The sequence below is a fragment of the Sutterella faecalis genome (assembly GCF_006337085.1).
Taxonomy (GTDB): Bacteria; Pseudomonadota; Gammaproteobacteria; order Burkholderiales; family Burkholderiaceae_F; genus Sutterella; species Sutterella faecalis.
Window position 1 is genome coordinate 1,511,398 of record NZ_CP040882.1, and the last position, 15,841, is coordinate 1,527,238.

At 58.6% G+C, this 15,841-nt stretch carries 15 protein-coding genes; 4 read left to right on the forward strand and 11 right to left on the reverse strand.

Features of this window, described 5'->3' with window-relative positions:
• The first annotated feature begins 91 nt into the window (after positions 1–91).
• Positions 92–421, forward strand: coding sequence for a hypothetical protein (locus tag FG381_RS06100; protein WP_139687994.1), 330 nt, complete (start codon positions 92–94; stop codon positions 419–421).
• Positions 422–434: 13 nt separating this feature from the next.
• Here FG381_RS06100 and FG381_RS06105 read toward each other — a convergent pair whose 3' ends face one another.
• Complete coding sequence (locus FG381_RS06105) at positions 435–845, reverse strand: helix-turn-helix domain-containing protein (protein WP_139687995.1); 411 nt, start codon at positions 843–845, stop codon at positions 435–437.
• Between the two features lie 184 nt (positions 846–1,029).
• The gene (locus tag FG381_RS06110) at positions 1,030–5,811 is read right to left on the reverse strand and encodes an autotransporter domain-containing protein (RefSeq protein ID WP_165697887.1); all 4,782 of its coding nucleotides are present in this window, start codon (positions 5,809–5,811) and stop codon (positions 1,030–1,032) included.
• Positions 5,812–6,312: 501 nt separating this feature from the next.
• Here FG381_RS06110 and FG381_RS06115 point away from each other — a divergent pair.
• The 3 genes from FG381_RS06115 (at position 6,313) to FG381_RS06125 (ending at position 8,948) form a co-directional block, all read left to right on the forward strand.
• Complete coding sequence (locus FG381_RS06115; protein ID WP_139687997.1) at positions 6,313–7,215, forward strand: LysR family transcriptional regulator; 903 nt, start codon at positions 6,313–6,315, stop codon at positions 7,213–7,215.
• A gap of 156 nt (positions 7,216–7,371) precedes the next feature.
• Positions 7,372–8,322, forward strand: coding sequence for an aldo/keto reductase (locus tag FG381_RS06120; RefSeq protein WP_139687998.1), 951 nt, complete (start codon positions 7,372–7,374; stop codon positions 8,320–8,322).
• A 38-nt stretch (positions 8,323–8,360) separates the two neighbouring features.
• On the forward strand, positions 8,361–8,948 hold the full coding sequence (locus FG381_RS06125; RefSeq protein ID WP_139687999.1) for an NAD(P)H-dependent oxidoreductase: 588 nt from the start codon (positions 8,361–8,363) through the stop codon (positions 8,946–8,948).
• Positions 8,949–9,383: 435 nt separating this feature from the next.
• On the opposite strand, the gene iscX is transcribed toward FG381_RS06125, so the two are convergent.
• The 9 genes from iscX to FG381_RS06170 all read right to left on the reverse strand — a co-directional run bounded on the left by iscX (position 9,384) and on the right by FG381_RS06170 (position 15,828).
• A complete protein-coding gene (gene iscX, locus FG381_RS06130; RefSeq protein ID WP_139688000.1) occupies positions 9,384–9,581 on the reverse strand; it encodes a Fe-S cluster assembly protein IscX in 198 nt (65 codons plus the stop codon).
• A 5-nt stretch (positions 9,582–9,586) separates the two neighbouring features.
• The gene (fdx, locus tag FG381_RS06135) at positions 9,587–9,925 is read right to left on the reverse strand and encodes an ISC system 2Fe-2S type ferredoxin (RefSeq protein WP_139688001.1); all 339 of its coding nucleotides are present in this window, start codon (positions 9,923–9,925) and stop codon (positions 9,587–9,589) included.
• Between the two features lie 78 nt (positions 9,926–10,003).
• On the reverse strand, positions 10,004–11,896 hold the full coding sequence (hscA, locus tag FG381_RS06140) for a Fe-S protein assembly chaperone HscA (protein WP_139688002.1): 1,893 nt from the start codon (positions 11,894–11,896) through the stop codon (positions 10,004–10,006).
• Between the two features lie 54 nt (positions 11,897–11,950).
• On the reverse strand, positions 11,951–12,463 hold the full coding sequence (gene hscB / locus FG381_RS06145) for a Fe-S protein assembly co-chaperone HscB (RefSeq protein WP_139688003.1): 513 nt from the start codon (positions 12,461–12,463) through the stop codon (positions 11,951–11,953).
• Between the two features lie 22 nt (positions 12,464–12,485).
• A complete protein-coding gene (iscA, locus tag FG381_RS06150; protein WP_139688004.1) occupies positions 12,486–12,809 on the reverse strand; it encodes an iron-sulfur cluster assembly protein IscA in 324 nt (107 codons plus the stop codon).
• Positions 12,810–12,811: 2 nt separating this feature from the next.
• On the reverse strand, positions 12,812–13,207 hold the full coding sequence (gene iscU, locus FG381_RS06155) for a Fe-S cluster assembly scaffold IscU (RefSeq protein WP_139688005.1): 396 nt from the start codon (positions 13,205–13,207) through the stop codon (positions 12,812–12,814).
• 85 nt (positions 13,208–13,292) lie between these two features.
• Entirely contained in the window at positions 13,293–14,504 is a 1,212-nt protein-coding gene (locus tag FG381_RS06160) for an IscS subfamily cysteine desulfurase (RefSeq protein WP_139688006.1), read from the reverse strand.
• 56 nt (positions 14,505–14,560) lie between these two features.
• The gene (locus FG381_RS06165) at positions 14,561–15,058 is read right to left on the reverse strand and encodes an Rrf2 family transcriptional regulator (protein WP_139688007.1); all 498 of its coding nucleotides are present in this window, start codon (positions 15,056–15,058) and stop codon (positions 14,561–14,563) included.
• A 251-nt stretch (positions 15,059–15,309) separates the two neighbouring features.
• Positions 15,310–15,828 (reverse strand): low molecular weight protein-tyrosine-phosphatase, encoded by a 519-nt coding sequence (locus FG381_RS06170; protein ID WP_139688008.1) that lies wholly within the window; start codon positions 15,826–15,828, stop codon positions 15,310–15,312.
• Positions 15,829–15,841 lie beyond the last annotated feature (13 nt).

The window sequence follows — 15,841 nt, forward strand, 5'->3', positions numbered from 1 at the left end:
CTGCTGAAACACTGCTCCCTTGAGGTTGTTTCATGGCTATTCAGGCGCCAAAACGCCATGAAAAGACGTTTTTTCAGATTCGCGGTCGCCAATGATCAGTTGGCGCGAGAAAAAGTGCACCACCGTCATCCCGGAGACCGTTTTCTGCTTTGCAGACACCGGACCGACCGCACCCCTTCACGGCATTTTTGTGTTGCAGCAGGTCAAAACCGGTACTTTGATGTCGTTTTTCTCCGGCAAACCCGTCAAAACCGAGCAGATTCGCGATTCTCCAAAATTTGCGGTCGCCGATGGCAGGATAACGCGGAGACAAATGCACCACGTTCATGCAGAGGAAGCCTTCCGAACCGGTCTGCAACCGAGAAAAGAAAAAAGCTGCCCGATCCCGAAAAGGGAATGGACAGCCTCAAAAAGTGCCTGAGAACATCAAAGGCTCACAGTCGGCTCAAACTGGAATTGACGGGCACGAGAAGCTGAGGCTTCGTGCCTCTCTTCTCACAGTAGTCCGTCACCCACTTGCGGCAGGTGCTCACGGAAATCCCAGTGCTTTTTTCGATTTCGTTCCAGGAATAACCCGAGAGCCGAAGCTGAATGACTTTTTCCCGGATTTCCGGCGGATAGCGGTACTGATTGCGGGAAACCTTGATCCGAAAGGTGCCCTTTCTGAATTCCCGGCTCCAGTCACGAACCGTGTTGACGGAAAGATTGAGAATGCGCGAGGCCCGGGTATAGCCGATGCCGTGCCGGAAAAGCTCCACCGCCTGACGGCGCTTTTCTTCGGATGCGCACTTTTCCCGCCGCTCACGTCGTGCTTCCAGCGTCCGCTCGTCGGTCTGCGACATCATGACTTCATCTCCTTCAGAAAATTTCCGTTTTCCGAAGAAAAGAAGCCCGTCTCCCGAAACACGCTCAGGAAACGGGCTCTATCGAGAGGGTCGTCTGAAGCGGCGAACGTCCGGAGATGTCCGCCGCATTCATTGCGACGCGTCTGCTGCCTCTGAAGGAACTTCAGAGGCAGAGCCATGAGGCTTAGAACGCGTAGCGGACCTGAGCGTTGAACGAGTTGTTCATGCGCTCGTCGGAACCGACGCCGAGCTTGTAGCTGAGACCGAAGCCCCAGTCGCCGTTCGTGGCGTTGATGCCGAGGGTCGCCTGCACCGGGTTCGAATCGATCACGCGGACCGAAAGATCGTCGGTGGCGGAGACGCCGTTGATGCCGAGCTTGAGGTCAGCATCCTTGTCGCCGAAGGTCGGAACGACCGAGAGGTCGAACTTCGGAGCAAGGGTCCAGCCGTTGGTTTCGAAGTCAGCCGAGAGGGCAACGCCGACAGGCATCTGGAAGATGTTCTGGTCGTCGATGTCGGTCACATAGCCGGCTTCAAAGCCGTCGGTCGAGAGCTGGGTGTAACGGAGACCCACGTGCGGAACAATGTTCACGGCGCCGGCCTTCGTGAGGACTTCACCGCGGACGCCCACCGTAAAGGCATCGGTATCCTGGGAGAACTTCCAGGCGTGGTTGTAGCCGTTGGCCGTCACGTCGTTCGAAGCGCTCATGTAGCCGATGTCGGCCGCAACGTTCCAGATGTCGGCGAAGGTCTTCGAGGCGTAGACCGAGAAGCCGACGAGGTCGGTATCGGTAGAAGCGGCAACGCCCGTGTTCTTGCTGTCCGTATCAGCGGTGCCGATCGTGAGAGCGGCGCCGAGGACGGCATTGCAGGAGAACTGGTAGTCGAGACCGAGAACGCCCGAGTAGATGTCGGACGAGTAGCCCGCACCGTCAAAGAGCTTCTTGGCTTCGAACTTGCCGCCGTTCACGTCAGCCCAGACGTTGACGCCCTGAGCACGCTGCGTGAGGATGCTGTTGCGGGTTGCAACCGTGTCAGCCATCTGGTTGACGGCATCCATCGTGAGCGTCTGAACGCCAGTGGTGGCGCCGAGGGAAGCAACGTCCTTAGCGATCGTGCGGAGACCCGGGATCGTGATGTCTTCACCATGGCTCATGCTGCTGTAGAGCCAGTTGTTGAAGGCCGCGGAAGAAGACTTACCGTGGTTCAGACCCTGCTCGAACATCGCGTAGGCGGCGTCAAAACCAGCAAACTCGTCAATGCCGAGCGTCTTGATTTCTTCGTCGTCCATCGCAAGGGTATAAACGCCCGTGCCAGAGCCAGCAGCATCAGTCACCTGGCGGAAGCTCATCAGGATGTCGCCATCGAAGACGAACTGATCGCCCGTATCGAGGTTAGTCGTCGTGAGGTTGAGCTTGTCGCCGTTGACGGTGTTCGCCACATAAACCGTGCCGTTGATCGCCACAGAGTTGGCGGCAAAGATCTTGTCATTGCCTTCCGTATCGACGGTGTCCGCATCAATGATGAGCAGAGCGTCGCCATCAACGTTCACGCCGGTACCGTTTGTAGCGGACTCAGCACCCGTAGCAAGCACATTGCCCTCAACCGGGGTATAGGTGGTCGCAGAACCGGAAACCGTCTTGCCGCCGTTCACATAGACCACGGAATTGACCGCATTCCAGGGAGCGGTTTCTTCATCGGTATCGGCAAGGACGAAGCCCGACTGCTTGAAAGCAGCTTCGGCTTCAGCCGCGTTCGACGTACCCACCGCAACGAGGGAGTTGCGGCCGGCTTCAACCGTGCTGCCCGAAGCAAGCTTGCCCACAGCAACGACGGAATGCTCTTCGGAGACGCCGTTGACCCAGGCCGGATCCGCAAAGATGTAGCCAGAACCCTGGAGTTCGCCGACCGAGAGGCTGCCAGCGGCATCCTTAGCTCCGACGTTCAGAGTGCCGGTAAGGGCGAGCGTCTTGATATTCGCGACACCATTGACCGTACCACCGGACGTAACCGTAACGGTGCTCTTGTCCGCGGCAAGGGTGCCTTCAACAGTAAGGGTACCCGTAGAGATGTCGCCGTACTTAGCTTCAACAGCGGGCGTGTTACCCGAAGCTGCCTTCGGAGCAACCGTCAGGCCAACCGAGAGCGTTGCGCCATCAGCGATATTGAGCGCATCCACAGTCACGAGTGCATTGTCGGTAGCTGCGAGGTCAGCGACTTCAAGACTGCCGGAAGCAACCGAAAGCGCCGTACCGGAAGCACTCGACGAAGCCTTAACAACAGCGCCGATCTTGGCATTTTTGCCGGTAGTCGTCAGAGAGGCATCAGATTCAAGCGACATGCCCTTGATCGTGGCATCGCCGGAGGCAGGCACAAACTTGACGAGATCGCCGCCGTTATTAAGCGTCAGGGCGGCACCGCTGCCAACCGTCACCGTCGAAGTCGCACCCGAAAGGAGCAGATTACCAAAGGAACCGGCCTTGTCGAAGGTGCCATTAACGCCTTCAACAGCCGCAGTCTTAATCTGGTCATTCGTAATGCCGGCAAGAGCACCGGAAGAGGTAACGTCAGCGAACGTGACCGTACCGCCGCTCGTCAGGGCATTCGAAATCTTGAGGGTACCGAAGTCAACCAGACCCGTAGATGCTGCGGCCTGAACCAAGTTCTTTGCCGTCTGAACGCCAGCTTTCGTGGTCGTAGCGTCAAGGCCGCTCAGAACGAGCTTGCCGTGGTTGACAACAGAGCCGGAAGCAAACGTTGCACCGCTGGTCGGGAGAGAAGCGCCGCTGGCAGTAACCGTCAGGCCAATCGCATCTGCGGTCGTGGTGAGGACGCCGGTCTTAGCGACCGTGAAGGAGCTATCAGTCGATAGCTTCTTGCTCACCGTGAGGGAGCCGGACACATCGACCTCGCCGTTGCGGGCATCCAGGGTATTGAGCGTATAGGAAGCACCAGCGCCGACAGTCAGGTTCGACTTAGTGACCTGATTGTCGTTCTTACGGAACACCAGCTGATCGGCCGTATAGGTACCGCTCTTCACAACGAGCGTACCAGTCGAATAAACATCCTTACCCGAAACCTTGGACACCAGACCAAGCTGAATCTTGGCATTGTCATAGGCTTTGCCATTGAGCGTAACAGCGCCGCCGTCAAGCGTCAGCGTCGTGTCGCCGGCAATCAGCGTCTGGTCATAAACCGGAGTCGTTGCATTGGGCGTGCTCTGGGAATTGAGTTCCGTCAGATTGAACGTACCGCCTTCAGAGACGATCGTGTTCTTGGCAAAATATTCATTCTCACCAATCTTCGTGCTGAGAACGCCGCCGTCAGCAACCGTAACCGTCACGCCGGAAATCTTGCCGTACGTGTTCACAGCCTTGCCCGAGACATCCTTCGTGACGAAGTTGTCGAGCTTGCCGTTCACGAGGACGTTACCAGCGCCGGGGGCTGCAACAGCGATCGAGCCCGTATTCACGAGCGCGCCGCCCTTGGCGACAACAAGGCTGCCTCCGGAAGCCTGATCATTAGCGGTTCCGAGCGTGATCACGCCAGAGTTGGCACCTTCAGTGCCCGTCACCGTCAGCTTCGCATTTGCCGCAACAGTGGTAGCACCAGCGTTGGCGAGATTGTTGGTCGTGACCGAACCGGACGTGACATTGAACTGCCCTGCCTCCTTGGTAACAGAACCTGAAGCATCCTTCGTTTCCGCAGCGGTGGAGAGCGTCCCCTCAATCTTGAGAACGCCTGCGCCGGTCTTATCCAGTTTGGTGGTCTGATCGACAACGACATCCTTGCGAACCGTTGCAGCGCCGGAAGTGGATTCCACATTGATGACGCCGTAGCCCGCAGTCGTGAGGCCCTTGCCGATAGCCGTGCCAGAAGCACCGCCATCCTTATCCGTATAAGCAAGCGTCGTCACCTTGATGCCGTCAACAACGAACTTGCCGTTCGCGCTGACATTCACCGTCGTGCCGGCGCCGCTCTGATCAGCGGTACCGGTCACTTCCAGAACATCGTTAATAGTGACCGAAGCGCCCGATTCCACATCCAGAACAGAACCACTTGCAAGAGTGGCGCCGGAGACTGCTGCACCGCTGTCTTGGTTATTCGCCGCAACCTGCACTTGAGTATTGCGCGAGCCAAAGCCAGTAGCCAACGTCAGCGCAGCACCAGACTGAGCAGTGATCGTGCCGGTGAACCATTCGGTCGAGCCGTTGATGGTCACGTCGCCGCCGACCTTGATCGCGCCGTTGTTATAGGAGGCGATGGAGTCAAGACCAGCCGTTTCAGCAGCACCGGCATTACCGATCGTCAGGGACGAACCCTTGTCCGCAGAGAGCGTGAGGGTCGAACCATCCTTGACATAGGCAAAGCCGCCCATGTCTTCGTATTTGGTATAGCCGGAACCTGCCTTGTTGCCGGCGTAGACGACATCCTGATGACCGGAGACATTGAAGGTCACTTCAGAGCTGTTCTGAAGAACCACAGCACCACCATGTCCCTGAGCCGTATTGCCGGAAACTTGAGCGTTGTTGAAGTGAATCTTGCTATTGTAAACGGCAAGCGCACCGCCCTGGCCGTAAGCCCCGGCGGTATCAGTAACGCTGGTGTACGCCGTGTTGTTGTTGAACTTAGCGCCATCAACAGAGAGCACAGCGCCGGAAGCACCGCTGACGCCGTTAACGATCACAGCGCCATAGTTCTTGCCGCCAAAGTTCGTTTCCTTATTAATCGTCAGGTTCTCGTAGCCCTTGGCGAGAACGGTAGCTACGTTCTCGGTCTGATCGTTAACCAATGTAGACGTGACATCAGCCGCCATCGCCGTCCCGGCGACACCAGCCATCACAGCAGCCACAGCAGCCGCAACGACTGTCTTCGTGCCCTTGGCCTGGACGCTCGATGTGATCTCGTTGGCCACCATCAGGGCGCCGCGCGCCTTGTTGAAGACCACCTTGAAATTGGAATTCATTCCGAAATACTCCAAGTGAAAAATTTTTCTGCCGCTTTGCTGCAGTGGGAGGCAGCAAAGCGGCCGCATGCCTTTTGGAAGGCACTGCAACAGCTTAGAGTTATGCTTTTTCGGGGGGGGGGGTTAACCCTAATGCATAGAAATTTAAAGGTGATATCTTTTAATTTCAGGTTTATATGTATGTGTAGGGTATTCCCTTGTTGTTGCTGGCAACAAACGTAAAGCAACGCCTCCGGCGGCAGGGTAAAAAAAATCGACCGCTCTGGAGATGGCTCCTGCCAAGAGGATCCTTCTGCACGGACCTCTTCGCTCCCCAAAAGATAAGGATCGATGTATGCCCGAGGCTGAAGCCCAAACTCGCCCAACGTCCGGAACCGATCGTCTGAGTCTAATGCCAGGCGCTCCATCTCTCTCCGATAGAATCCTCAAAAACCGTGAAAGTCTTCCGAGAGCGGCCTTACGGAAGCCTTCCCCTGCGTCATTACTGGATTGGGCCCCATCATGGAAAGCATCCGCAGCCTGCGCTACTTCATCACCGTCGCCGAGGAAGAAAGCTATACCCGGGCGGCAAAGCTCCTCGGCGTCGCCCAGCCCACGCTCTCAAAGCAATTGAAGGAGCTTGAGTCCGAGTTCGGTCATGCGCTCTTTGCGCGCACCACCCGGAGCGTTTCGCTCACGCCCCGGGGAGAGCGCCTTTACGAGCGCGCGAAAAACATCGTGGCGCTCTACGATCAGGCGCGGCGGGAAGCCGCGGCAGAGGAAGGCCTCACGGGCGACATCCGCATCACGGCCGCAGAGACGCCGGCGCTTCGAGGCCTGATTCAGGCCGTGGGGAAGCTGCAGGAGGAGGCTCCCCGCGTGCGCATTCATTTTGTGAGCGCGGATGAGGAAGCCGCACGCCACGATCTTCAGATCGGACTCTCCGACTTCGCCGTTTTCGTGGGCAACGCCGACGCCACCCACTTTGCACTGATGCCCCTTGCCCAGAACGCCCGCTGGGGGCTCCTCACCCGCCGGGACGGCCCCTTTGCATCGAAAACCGCCATTGAGCCGAAGGACCTCCTGGGGCACCCCATCATGATTTCAGAACAATCCTGCCGCCGGAACGACCTCTCCGGATGGTTCGGGAGCGTCTGGGACGACGTGCGGATCGTCGGCTCCTATACGCTCCTCTTCAATGCCTCCCTCATGGCGCGGGAAGGCGTCGCGCATGTGCTTGCGATCGACGGCATCATCACGGACTCGGAAGCATCTCCCCTCCAATGGATTCCTCTCAGTCCGGCTGTCCACTCGAGCGTTTCCGCGGCCTGGAATCCCGCAAGACCCTTGTCGCCGGCGGCCACAAAGCTCCTCGAATACTGGCGAGAAACCGAGAATCAGCTGCGCATCGTGAGCGGTTCCTGATCTTGCTAATATATAGCTAAAAGCAATTTTTAATTATTATATATCGCTATTTGCTATTATTAATTTTCTTCTATAGACTGCCCCTTCATCAGGAAAACGGAACTGGCCAAGCCGAATTCCTTCTCAGATTGGAATGAATTTTGAGGAGCAAGTCTCATGAAGGAAGCAAACGCATCTCCCGTTATGGCGGGGGCCTGGGCATGGGGTGCGGGCTTCGCGGGCGGCGACCAGGTTTTCGGCGCCGCACTCGATGCCGCAGCATTGAAGCCCGTCGTTGAAAAATCGCTCGAACTCGGGATCCGAAGCTTTGATACCGCAGCCATTTACGGGAACGGCAGTTCCGAAGCCATTCTCGGCGAGCTTCTGAAAAGCATTCCGCGCGATAGCGTCGTCATCTCAACGAAGTTCACGCCGCAGATTGCGGCCAGCGTGGAAAAGCCCGTCGAAGCCATGTTCGAGGAGAGCCTGAGAAGGCTCGGCACCGACTACATCGATCTCTACTGGATTCACAACTCAGCGGACGTCGAGCGCTGGACGCCCCAGGTCGTGCCGCTCCTGAAAGACGGCCGCATTAAGGCGCTCGGCGTCTCCAATCACACGCTCGCCCAGGTGAAGCGCGTGATCGAGATCCTCGGCGAATCGGGCTGCCGCCTCTCGGCCGTGCAGAACCACCTGAGCCTCATGCACCGCGCCTCGCTCGATAGCGGGCTTGTCGACTTCTGCCGCGCCAACAGCATCGACTTCTATTCCTACATGGTTCTTGAACAGGGGGCGCTCACCGGACGATTCGACGCAGCGCATCCGATGCCCTCTAAAAGCGGCCGCGGCGCCTTCTACAACAGCCACTGGGAAGAAATCGCTCCGCTCATGGCGGCGATCCGGGCGATTGCCCAAAAGCATGGCGCCACGCCCTCGCAGATTGCCGCCCGGTGGGCCATCGAAAAAGGCACGATTCCGATTCTCGGGGTCACCAAGGTTCGCCACGTTGAAGAGGCGGCCGGCCTCGCTGCGCTGAAGCTTGATGCCGAAGACATGGCTCAGCTTGATCATGCCGCCGCCCATATGAAGGTCAAGACCCTTCGCGAATGGGAGACGCCCGAGGACTGACGCGCTCTCACAATGATTTTTAAAGAATGAGGAACACCATGAAAACCGTACTGATTGTCAATGCCGGCATCCGCGCTCAGGGAAAGAGCGGAAAGCTTAATGAAGAAATGACGCGGCTCGCCCGCGAGGCCTTTGAAGCGGCCGGCGTGAAGACGCTTCTCACAGACCTCAATAATGAGTGGACGCTTGAAGGGGAAATTGAAAAGATCCTGGCGGCCGACCTGATTCTGGTTCAGACGCCGATCTGGGCGATGTCGACGCCCTGGCACTACACCCGCTGGCAGGACGAAGTGCTCACGCATCCGAAGGTCTGCGGCACGGACGGCAGAACGCGCACGGATCCGGATAAGAAGTATGGCTCAGGAGGCTTTCTCACCTCGAAGCGCTATTGGCTGAGCACGACATGGAATGCGCCCAAAAAGGCGCTCGACGAGCCGGGCGAATTCTTTGACGCACGAGGGATTGAAGAAGTGCTTCTTCCGCTTCACAAGCAGTTCGCGTACATGGGCGTGAAGCCGTTCCTCCCGACCTTTGCCGTGCATGACGTCTACAAGAACCCGACTGTGGAAGAGGATCTGCTTCGCTGGCAGGCGACCCTGAAGGAAGCCGTGAAGAAGCTCGCCTGACGCACAAGCGAGCAGCGATTGATGACGGGAAGGCCGTTCTTTGCCCCGGTAGACTGCTTTCCCGGTCACTTCAGCTGCGCAACTCCCAAAGATCGGTTTTCTTTTTCATCAGAGATCCCCGACGGATATCGCAGTTAATTCCGGGATCAAGACCTGTCGCTCATTTTGATGAAATCAAGAGTATGGTCTTAAAAAAATAAAGACCATACTCTTGATTTCATCAATATCCATAAATATCAATAGACATCAGAGATATTTCCAACAGAAATCCCAGGACATTCCCTCAAGTCAGGACCTGACGCCGCAGGAAGAGTCCGGAAATACTCCGGTGCGATGCGCTTGCACCGCAATCGCACCAACCAACCCAAAGAGAAGGCCGCTCCGGGATCTCCCGAAAGCGGCCTTCTCTTTTGCGTCTTTCTCCTGCAGGAAGCTTCAATTGCGCTCGTCGAGCCACGCCTGAAGAATCGCTTCGAGAATCCGCTCGTTCGACTTCTCGGGATCATCCTTGAAGTCGGGAAGCTTCACGATCAGGTCGTGGAGCTTCACGAAGGAAAGCGTCAGGGGATCGAGCTCCGGATAAGCATCCGCGAGCTCTTCACCGATCATCTGAGCATCTGACCACCTGAGCATCTCGGTTATTCCCGTTCGCCAACGACGTTGCGGTTGTACTTCGGAATCTCGATCGTGATGTCCTCGTCGCCCATCTTGGCCTGGCACGAGAGGCGCGATTCCTGGCAGGCGCCCCAGGCGGTGTCGAGATGGTCGAGCTCATTGTCGGAGGGCTCGGAGAGGGAATCGTAGCCCTTGCGCACGATCACGTGGCAGGTGGCGCAGGCGCAGTTGAATTCGCAGGCGTGCGGAATCTTGACGCCGTTGGCGAGAAGCGCCTTCGCGACGGTTTCGCCCTTCTGGGCTTCAAAGGTAACGCCCTGCGGGCAGAGTTCTTCATGCGGGAGAACAGTAATCTTCGGCATTTTTCTATTTTCCTAAAGTGATGGGGTCAGCCTCGGGAAGGGGAACGTCGGGAGGCTCAACCAAAAGATTGAAATGAATTATTTGGCTTGCCCGTCGATCGAGAACATATCGTCGTCGACGGATTTCCCGGCGAGCGCCGCGCGAATCGAGCGGTCCATGCGGCGTTCGGCAAAGGTTTCCGTGCCCTTCGAGAGCGCGTCCGCTGCGGCGTGAATCGCGTCGGCGTCGGTACCCGTCACGAGAGCCGCAAGCGTGTCGCCCAAGGTTTCGATCTCGGCGCGCTCTTTTTCAGAGAGAAGATCACCGTCGGCCGTAAGGGCGCTGCGGGTGCTTTCAAGAAGGCGCCTCGCCTCAACCTGCTCTTCGCGGAGCTTTCGCGCGGCCATGTCGGATTCGGCGGAGGAATTCCCTTCCTTCAGCATCCGCACGATGTCGTCATCCGAAAGTCCGTAGGAGGGCTTCACGACAACGCTCGCTTCCACGCCCGTCGTCATCTCGCGGGCGGAAACGGAAAGGAGCCCGTCGGCGTCGATCTGGAACGTGACGCGAATGCGGGCAGCGCCCGCCGCCATCGGCGGGATGCCCCTGAGCTCAAAGCGCGCGAGAGACCGGCAGGCATCCACCACCTCGCGCTCGCCCTGAACCACATGAATCGCCATGGCGGTCTGGCCGTCGCGGAAGGTCGTAAAGTCCTGAGCGCGCGCCGTCGGAATGGCGCTGTTCCTCGGAATCACTTTTTCGACGAGCCCGCCCATGGTCTCAAGACCGAGCGAAAGGGGCGTCACGTCAAGAAGGAGCCAGTCGTCGTCGGCCGTGGTGTTGCCGGCCAATTTATTCGCCTGCATGGCGGCGCCCACCGCCACGACGCAGTCGGGGTCGATCCCGGTCAGGGGCTCAAACCCAAAGTATTCCTTCACTTCACGGCGAACGGACGGCATCCGGGTAGAGCCGCCGACAAGGACGACGCCCTTGACGTCCGATTTCGAAAGCTTCGCGTCGGAAAGCACGCGCGTCACGGCATCGATTGTTTCGTCGACGAGCGCCTTCGTCATGCGGTCGAACGCAGCGCGCGTCAGCGTGGTCGAGAATTCCCGGCCCGAAGAAAGCGTAAAGCGCACGTCAACGGAATCCGCGTCCGTGAGCGCTTCCTTCGCGCGCTTCGCGCTGTCGAGCATCTGACGGCGGTCTTCGGGCGAAAGTTCCGTTTCGCTTCCGATCTCCGCCGCAAAGGCGTCGTAGACCGCGTGGTCGAAGTCGTCGCCGCCGAGCGCGGCGTTGCCGCCCGTCGCGAGGACTTCAAAGACGCCGCGGGAGAGCTTCAGGAGCGACACGTCGAAGGTGCCGCCTCCGAGGTCATAAACGAGGTAGATGCCTTCAGCCCCGTTGTCGAGCCCGTAAGCGAGGGCCGCAGCCGTAGGTTCTGAAAGCAGACGCAGGACCGTAAGGTCGGCGAGCCTCGCCGCATCCTTCGTTGCCTGACGCTGCGCGTCGTCGAAGTAAGCGGGCACCGTCACGACGGCGCCGGTAAGTTCGCCGCCGAGACGCTCTTCGGCACGGGCTTTGAGGGCCTTCAGAACCTCAGCGCTCACCTCAACCGGCGACTTCATCCCGGCAGCGGTGCGGATGGCGACCCCGCCCGGCGCATCATCGATTTCATAAGGGAGCGACGGGAGGTTCTTCAGATCCGCACGGCTTCTGCCGATCAGGCGCTTCGCGGAATAAATCGTGTTCTGAGGATCCTTTTCCGCGGCTTCGAGCGCCTTCCATCCCGTCTCCACCGTCCCGTCGGGAAGGTAGCGCACGACGGAAGGGAGGAGCCGCCGGCCTTCTTCATCAGCGAGCACCTCGGGCGAAGCGGAAATCACGGTGGCGACAAGCGAATTCGTCGTTCCGAGGTCGATTCCGACAGCAAGGCGATGCTCATGGGGCGCGGCGGAAAGTCCGGGCTCGGCAATCTGAAAAAGTGCCATGATGAAACTTATGCGTTAAAGAAAAGGAAAATCCGAAAGGAACTTGGGCTCGTTTTAAAGCATGGGCGAAGACTTGGCGCTCGTCTGCTCGAGGAAGCGCCCGATGAACATGAGCCTGCGCGTGAGATCGACCGCCTTCGTCCAGTCCTTTTCGGCGTCAATGGCGGATTCGAGCTTCGACTCGCATTCGGCGAATTTCGCCCGGGCCTTGTCGCGAACGGCTTCGCGGGCGCTTTCGTCCTTCGCGTCGTCCAAATCCTCGCGCCAGGCCATCTGCTCCATCAGAAAGTCGGCCGGCATCCGGGTATTCGTTTCGGCGTCGACCGGGTGGCCGGCCGTTTCGCAAAGGAGCGACGCACGCTTCACCGGGTCCCTCAAAACATCAAAGGACTCGTTGATGCGGGCGCTCCACTGTTCGGCAACGCGCCGCTCAGCCGCAGGGCGGCCCGCAAAGCGGTCCGGATGGACTTTGAGAATGGCGCGTTCGTGCGCTTTTTCAAGCTGATCGAGATCAATCGCAAACTTTTCGGGCAACCCGAAAAGTTCAAAGGCGGAAAGCATGGCCATCGCGGTAAAGCATCCCGAAAAATCAGACGTGGAACGATTCGCCGCAGCCGCAGCGGCTCTTCTCGTTGGGGTTCTTGAAGCGGAACCCTTCCTGAAGCCCCTCGCGGGTGTAGTCGAGCTCAGTGCCGTCAATGTAGGGAAGGCTCTTCTCGTCGACAATCACCTTGACGCCGTGGCTTTCCCAGATCTGATCGTCGGGCTCGGTCGCGTCGGCAAATTCGAGCTTGTAGGCCATGCCCGAGCACCCGGAAGTCTTCACGCCCACGCGAAGACCGATGCCCTTGCCGCGGCGGTCGATGTACTTCTGAACGTGCTTTGCAGCCGCTTCTGTCAGCGTAACAGCCATTTTCACGCCTCCTTCTTCGCTTCGTGCTTCGAGCGATAGTCGGCAATCGCCGCCTTCACCGCGTCTTCGGCGAGGATGGAGCAGTGAATCTTGACGGGCGGAAGCGCAAGTTCGTCGGCGATCTCGGCGTTGCTGATCTTGCCCGCTTCGTCAAGGGTCTTTCCCTTCACCCACTCGGAAACGAGCGAGGAGGAAGCGATCGCTGAGCCGCAGCCGTAGGTCTTGAACTTCGCGTCTTCAATGACGCCCTTGTCGTTCACCTTGATCTGCAGGCGCATCACGTCGCCGCAGGCGGGAGCGCCCACCATGCCGGTGCCGACGTCGGCCGCATCCTTGTCGAGCGTGCCCACGTTACGGGGGTGTTCGTAGTGGTCAAGCAGTTTTTCGCTGTAGGCCATTTCTTTTGTCTCCAGATTCCTTTCCAGGGCGGGACGCGAATCCGTTCGCCCCGGAACGCATGTCAAATTCTTGTTCGATGCTTCCTCAGTGGTTCGCCCACTGGATCGACTTGAGGTCAACACCCTGCTGATGCATTTCCCAGAGGGGCGAGAGCGCGCGGAGCTTCTTCACGGCTTCGGTGAGAACCTTGACGGCGTAGTCGATCTCTTCCTCGGTCGTGAAGCGCCCGAGCGTGAAGCGGATCGAGCTGTGCGCGAGCTCATCGTCGCGGCCAAGCGCCCGCAGAACATAGGAGGGTTCAAGCGAAGCCGAGGTGCAGGCGGAGCCCGAGGAAACCGCGAGGTCCTTCACCGCCATCATGAGGCTTTCGCCCTCGATGAAGGCAAAGCTCACGTTGAGGTTGAAGCAGACGCGGTGCTCCCAGTCGCCGTTCAGATACACCTCGGGGATGTTCTTCTGAATGCCTTCCCAAAGACGGTTCCTCAGGGCGCGCAGACGCGGCACTTCAACGGGCATTTCCTCGCGGGCGATGCGGTAGGCCTCGCCCATGCCGACGATCTGATGCGTCGGGAGCGTACCCGAACGCATGCCGCGCTCATGACCGCCGCCGTGCATCTGGCACTCGATGCGCACGCGGGGCTTTCTTCTCACGTAAAGCGCGCCGATGCCCTTGGGGCCATAGACCTTATGCGCCGAGAGGCTCATGAGATCGACGTGGAGCTTGTCGACGTTGAGGTCGATCTTGCCCGCCGCCTGCGTCGCGTCGCAGTGAAAGACAATGCCCTTTTCGCGGCAGAGCGCGCCGATGCGCTCAATGTCCTGAATGACGCCGATTTCGTTGTTGACGGCCATCACGGAAATGAGGATCGTGTCGGGGCGAATGGCGGCAAGAAGATCCTCCCACTTGATGAGGCCGTTTTCCTGCACGTCAAGATAGGTGACTTCGTAGCCTTCGCTCTCGAGGTGGCGCATCGAATCGAGGACCGCCTTGTGTTCGGTCTTCACCGTAATGAGGTGACGGCCCTTGTCGCGGTAGAAGTGCGCCGCGCCCTTGATGGCGAGGTTGTCGGCTTCCGTTGCGCCGGAAGTGAAGACGATCTCGCGCGGATCCGCGCTGATCAGCGCAGCGATGTTGGCGCGGGCCTCTTCAACGGCCTTTTCCGCTTCCCAGCCGTAAGCGTGGCTGTGGGAGGCAGGGTTGCCGAAGTGAACATTGAGGTAGGGCACCATCTTTTCCACGACGCGGGGATCGCACGGGGTCGTGGCGGAGTAGTCGAGGTAAACCGGAAGCTTCATTTTTAAAGGTTCCTGAAGATTGAAAGTTCTTGATAGACAGTTCTTGACAGGGAGCTTCAGGCCGACCTGGTCGACCCGTGCGCCTCTTTTTGCCTCACCGGAATTACGGCCGGTATCTGAGCCGAATGCCCGCCTCCCGGATGCTTTTCCGCTTCGGCCGCAAGGGACGCGAGCGAAATGCCGGCAAGGAAGCGTTCAATAACGCCGTTGAGGTCTTCCCAAAGATGGTGCGTGAGGCAGGAAGCGCCCCCAAGGCACGTGCCTTCCCCGCCGCACTGGGTGGTATCCATGTTTTCATCCACCGCGAGAATGATGCGGTCGATGGTGATTGACTGTGCGGGCTCGGCAAGCCGGTAGCCGCCGCCAGGACCACGGGTGCTTTCAACCAGACCGGCGCGGCGAAGGCGGCAGAAAATCTGCTCGAGATAGGGAAGAGAGATCTTCTGACGGTCAGCCACCTGCGCGATCGGAATCGGCGCATCAGACTCCTCAGCCTGAATGGCCAGATCAAGCATGGCCGTAACGGCAAAGCGCCCTTTCGTCGTGAGCTTCAAGTTCTCATCCTCCGATAATCCGGGGAAACCCGTAAAATCAATCCTGACTAAATCAGTCAATTTTGCGAACGGATTCTACTCTGCGAATCCTGACAAAACAAGTCAGGTAATGATTGAGAATCTTTCTGCCGCAACAAAAAGAAAACGGACGCCTGACCGCATCAGACATCCGTTTGATGTTTTCAACTGCCGCACCTTTCCTCCATGAGGAAACGAACGGGAACGCCCGTGCGTTCGCCCAAGGGGAAGAGCTACTTCTTCGCCGCCGCTCTTTCGGCGCGAAGCTGCTTGGCGCGCTTCTCGAAGAATTCGATCAGCCCCTCGCAGGCGTCGGAACAGTACTCAAAAGCCTGCACGAAGCCCTCATTCACGCCGAAATAGGGATCGGGCACGATGGCTTCATCAAACTCATTGGCGTAGCGCATCATGAGCTGAATCTTGTGGCGGAACTGTGCGGGCGAGCGCTGCTGGAGCTCCGTAAGGACTTCCCAGTCCATCGCGAGAATGAGGTCGTATTCCTCGAAATCCTCGGGCGTGATCTGGCGGGCGCGGTGGTCTGCAAGCTGCACGTCGCGGCGACGGCAGGTGAGAACGGCACGCTGATCACACGGATCGCCCACGTGCTCGCCGGAGGTGCCTGCGCTCGATGCGGTCATAACATCGTCGTAGCCCGCCTCCTTCACCTTCTTCTTGAAGATGGCTTCAGCCATGGGACTGCGGCACACGTTGCCGGTGCAGACGAAGAGAATTTTGATCAGCTTGTCATCCATCTTGAATATTCCG

Coding starts and splice junctions, on each gene's coding strand:
- FG381_RS06125 (WP_139687999.1), top strand. CDS start 8,361: ATGAAAACCGTACTGATTGTCAATGCCGGCATCCGCGCTCAGGGAAAG.
- FG381_RS06160 (WP_139688006.1), bottom strand. CDS start 14,504: ATGAAGCTTCCGGTTTACCTCGACTACTCCGCCACGACCCCGTGCGAT.
- hscB (WP_139688003.1), bottom strand. CDS start 12,463: ATGGCCATGCTTTCCGCCTTTGAACTTTTCGGGTTGCCCGAAAAGTTT.
- FG381_RS06105 (WP_139687995.1), bottom strand. CDS start 845: ATGATGTCGCAGACCGACGAGCGGACGCTGGAAGCACGACGTGAGCGG.
- FG381_RS06170 (WP_139688008.1), bottom strand. CDS start 15,828: ATGGATGACAAGCTGATCAAAATTCTCTTCGTCTGCACCGGCAACGTG.
- iscU (WP_139688005.1), bottom strand. CDS start 13,207: ATGGCCTACAGCGAAAAACTGCTTGACCACTACGAACACCCCCGTAAC.
- FG381_RS06120 (WP_139687998.1), top strand. CDS start 7,372: ATGAAGGAAGCAAACGCATCTCCCGTTATGGCGGGGGCCTGGGCATGG.
- fdx (WP_139688001.1), bottom strand. CDS start 9,925: ATGCCGAAGATTACTGTTCTCCCGCATGAAGAACTCTGCCCGCAGGGC.
- FG381_RS06115 (WP_139687997.1), top strand. CDS start 6,313: ATGGAAAGCATCCGCAGCCTGCGCTACTTCATCACCGTCGCCGAGGAA.
- FG381_RS06100 (WP_139687994.1), top strand. CDS start 92: ATGATCAGTTGGCGCGAGAAAAAGTGCACCACCGTCATCCCGGAGACC.
- hscA (WP_139688002.1), bottom strand. CDS start 11,896: ATGGCACTTTTTCAGATTGCCGAGCCCGGACTTTCCGCCGCGCCCCAT.
- iscX (WP_139688000.1), bottom strand. CDS start 9,581: ATGCTCAGGTGGTCAGATGCTCAGATGATCGGTGAAGAGCTCGCGGAT.
- FG381_RS06110 (WP_165697887.1), bottom strand. CDS start 5,811: ATGAATTCCAATTTCAAGGTGGTCTTCAACAAGGCGCGCGGCGCCCTG.
- iscA (WP_139688004.1), bottom strand. CDS start 12,809: ATGGCTGTTACGCTGACAGAAGCGGCTGCAAAGCACGTTCAGAAGTAC.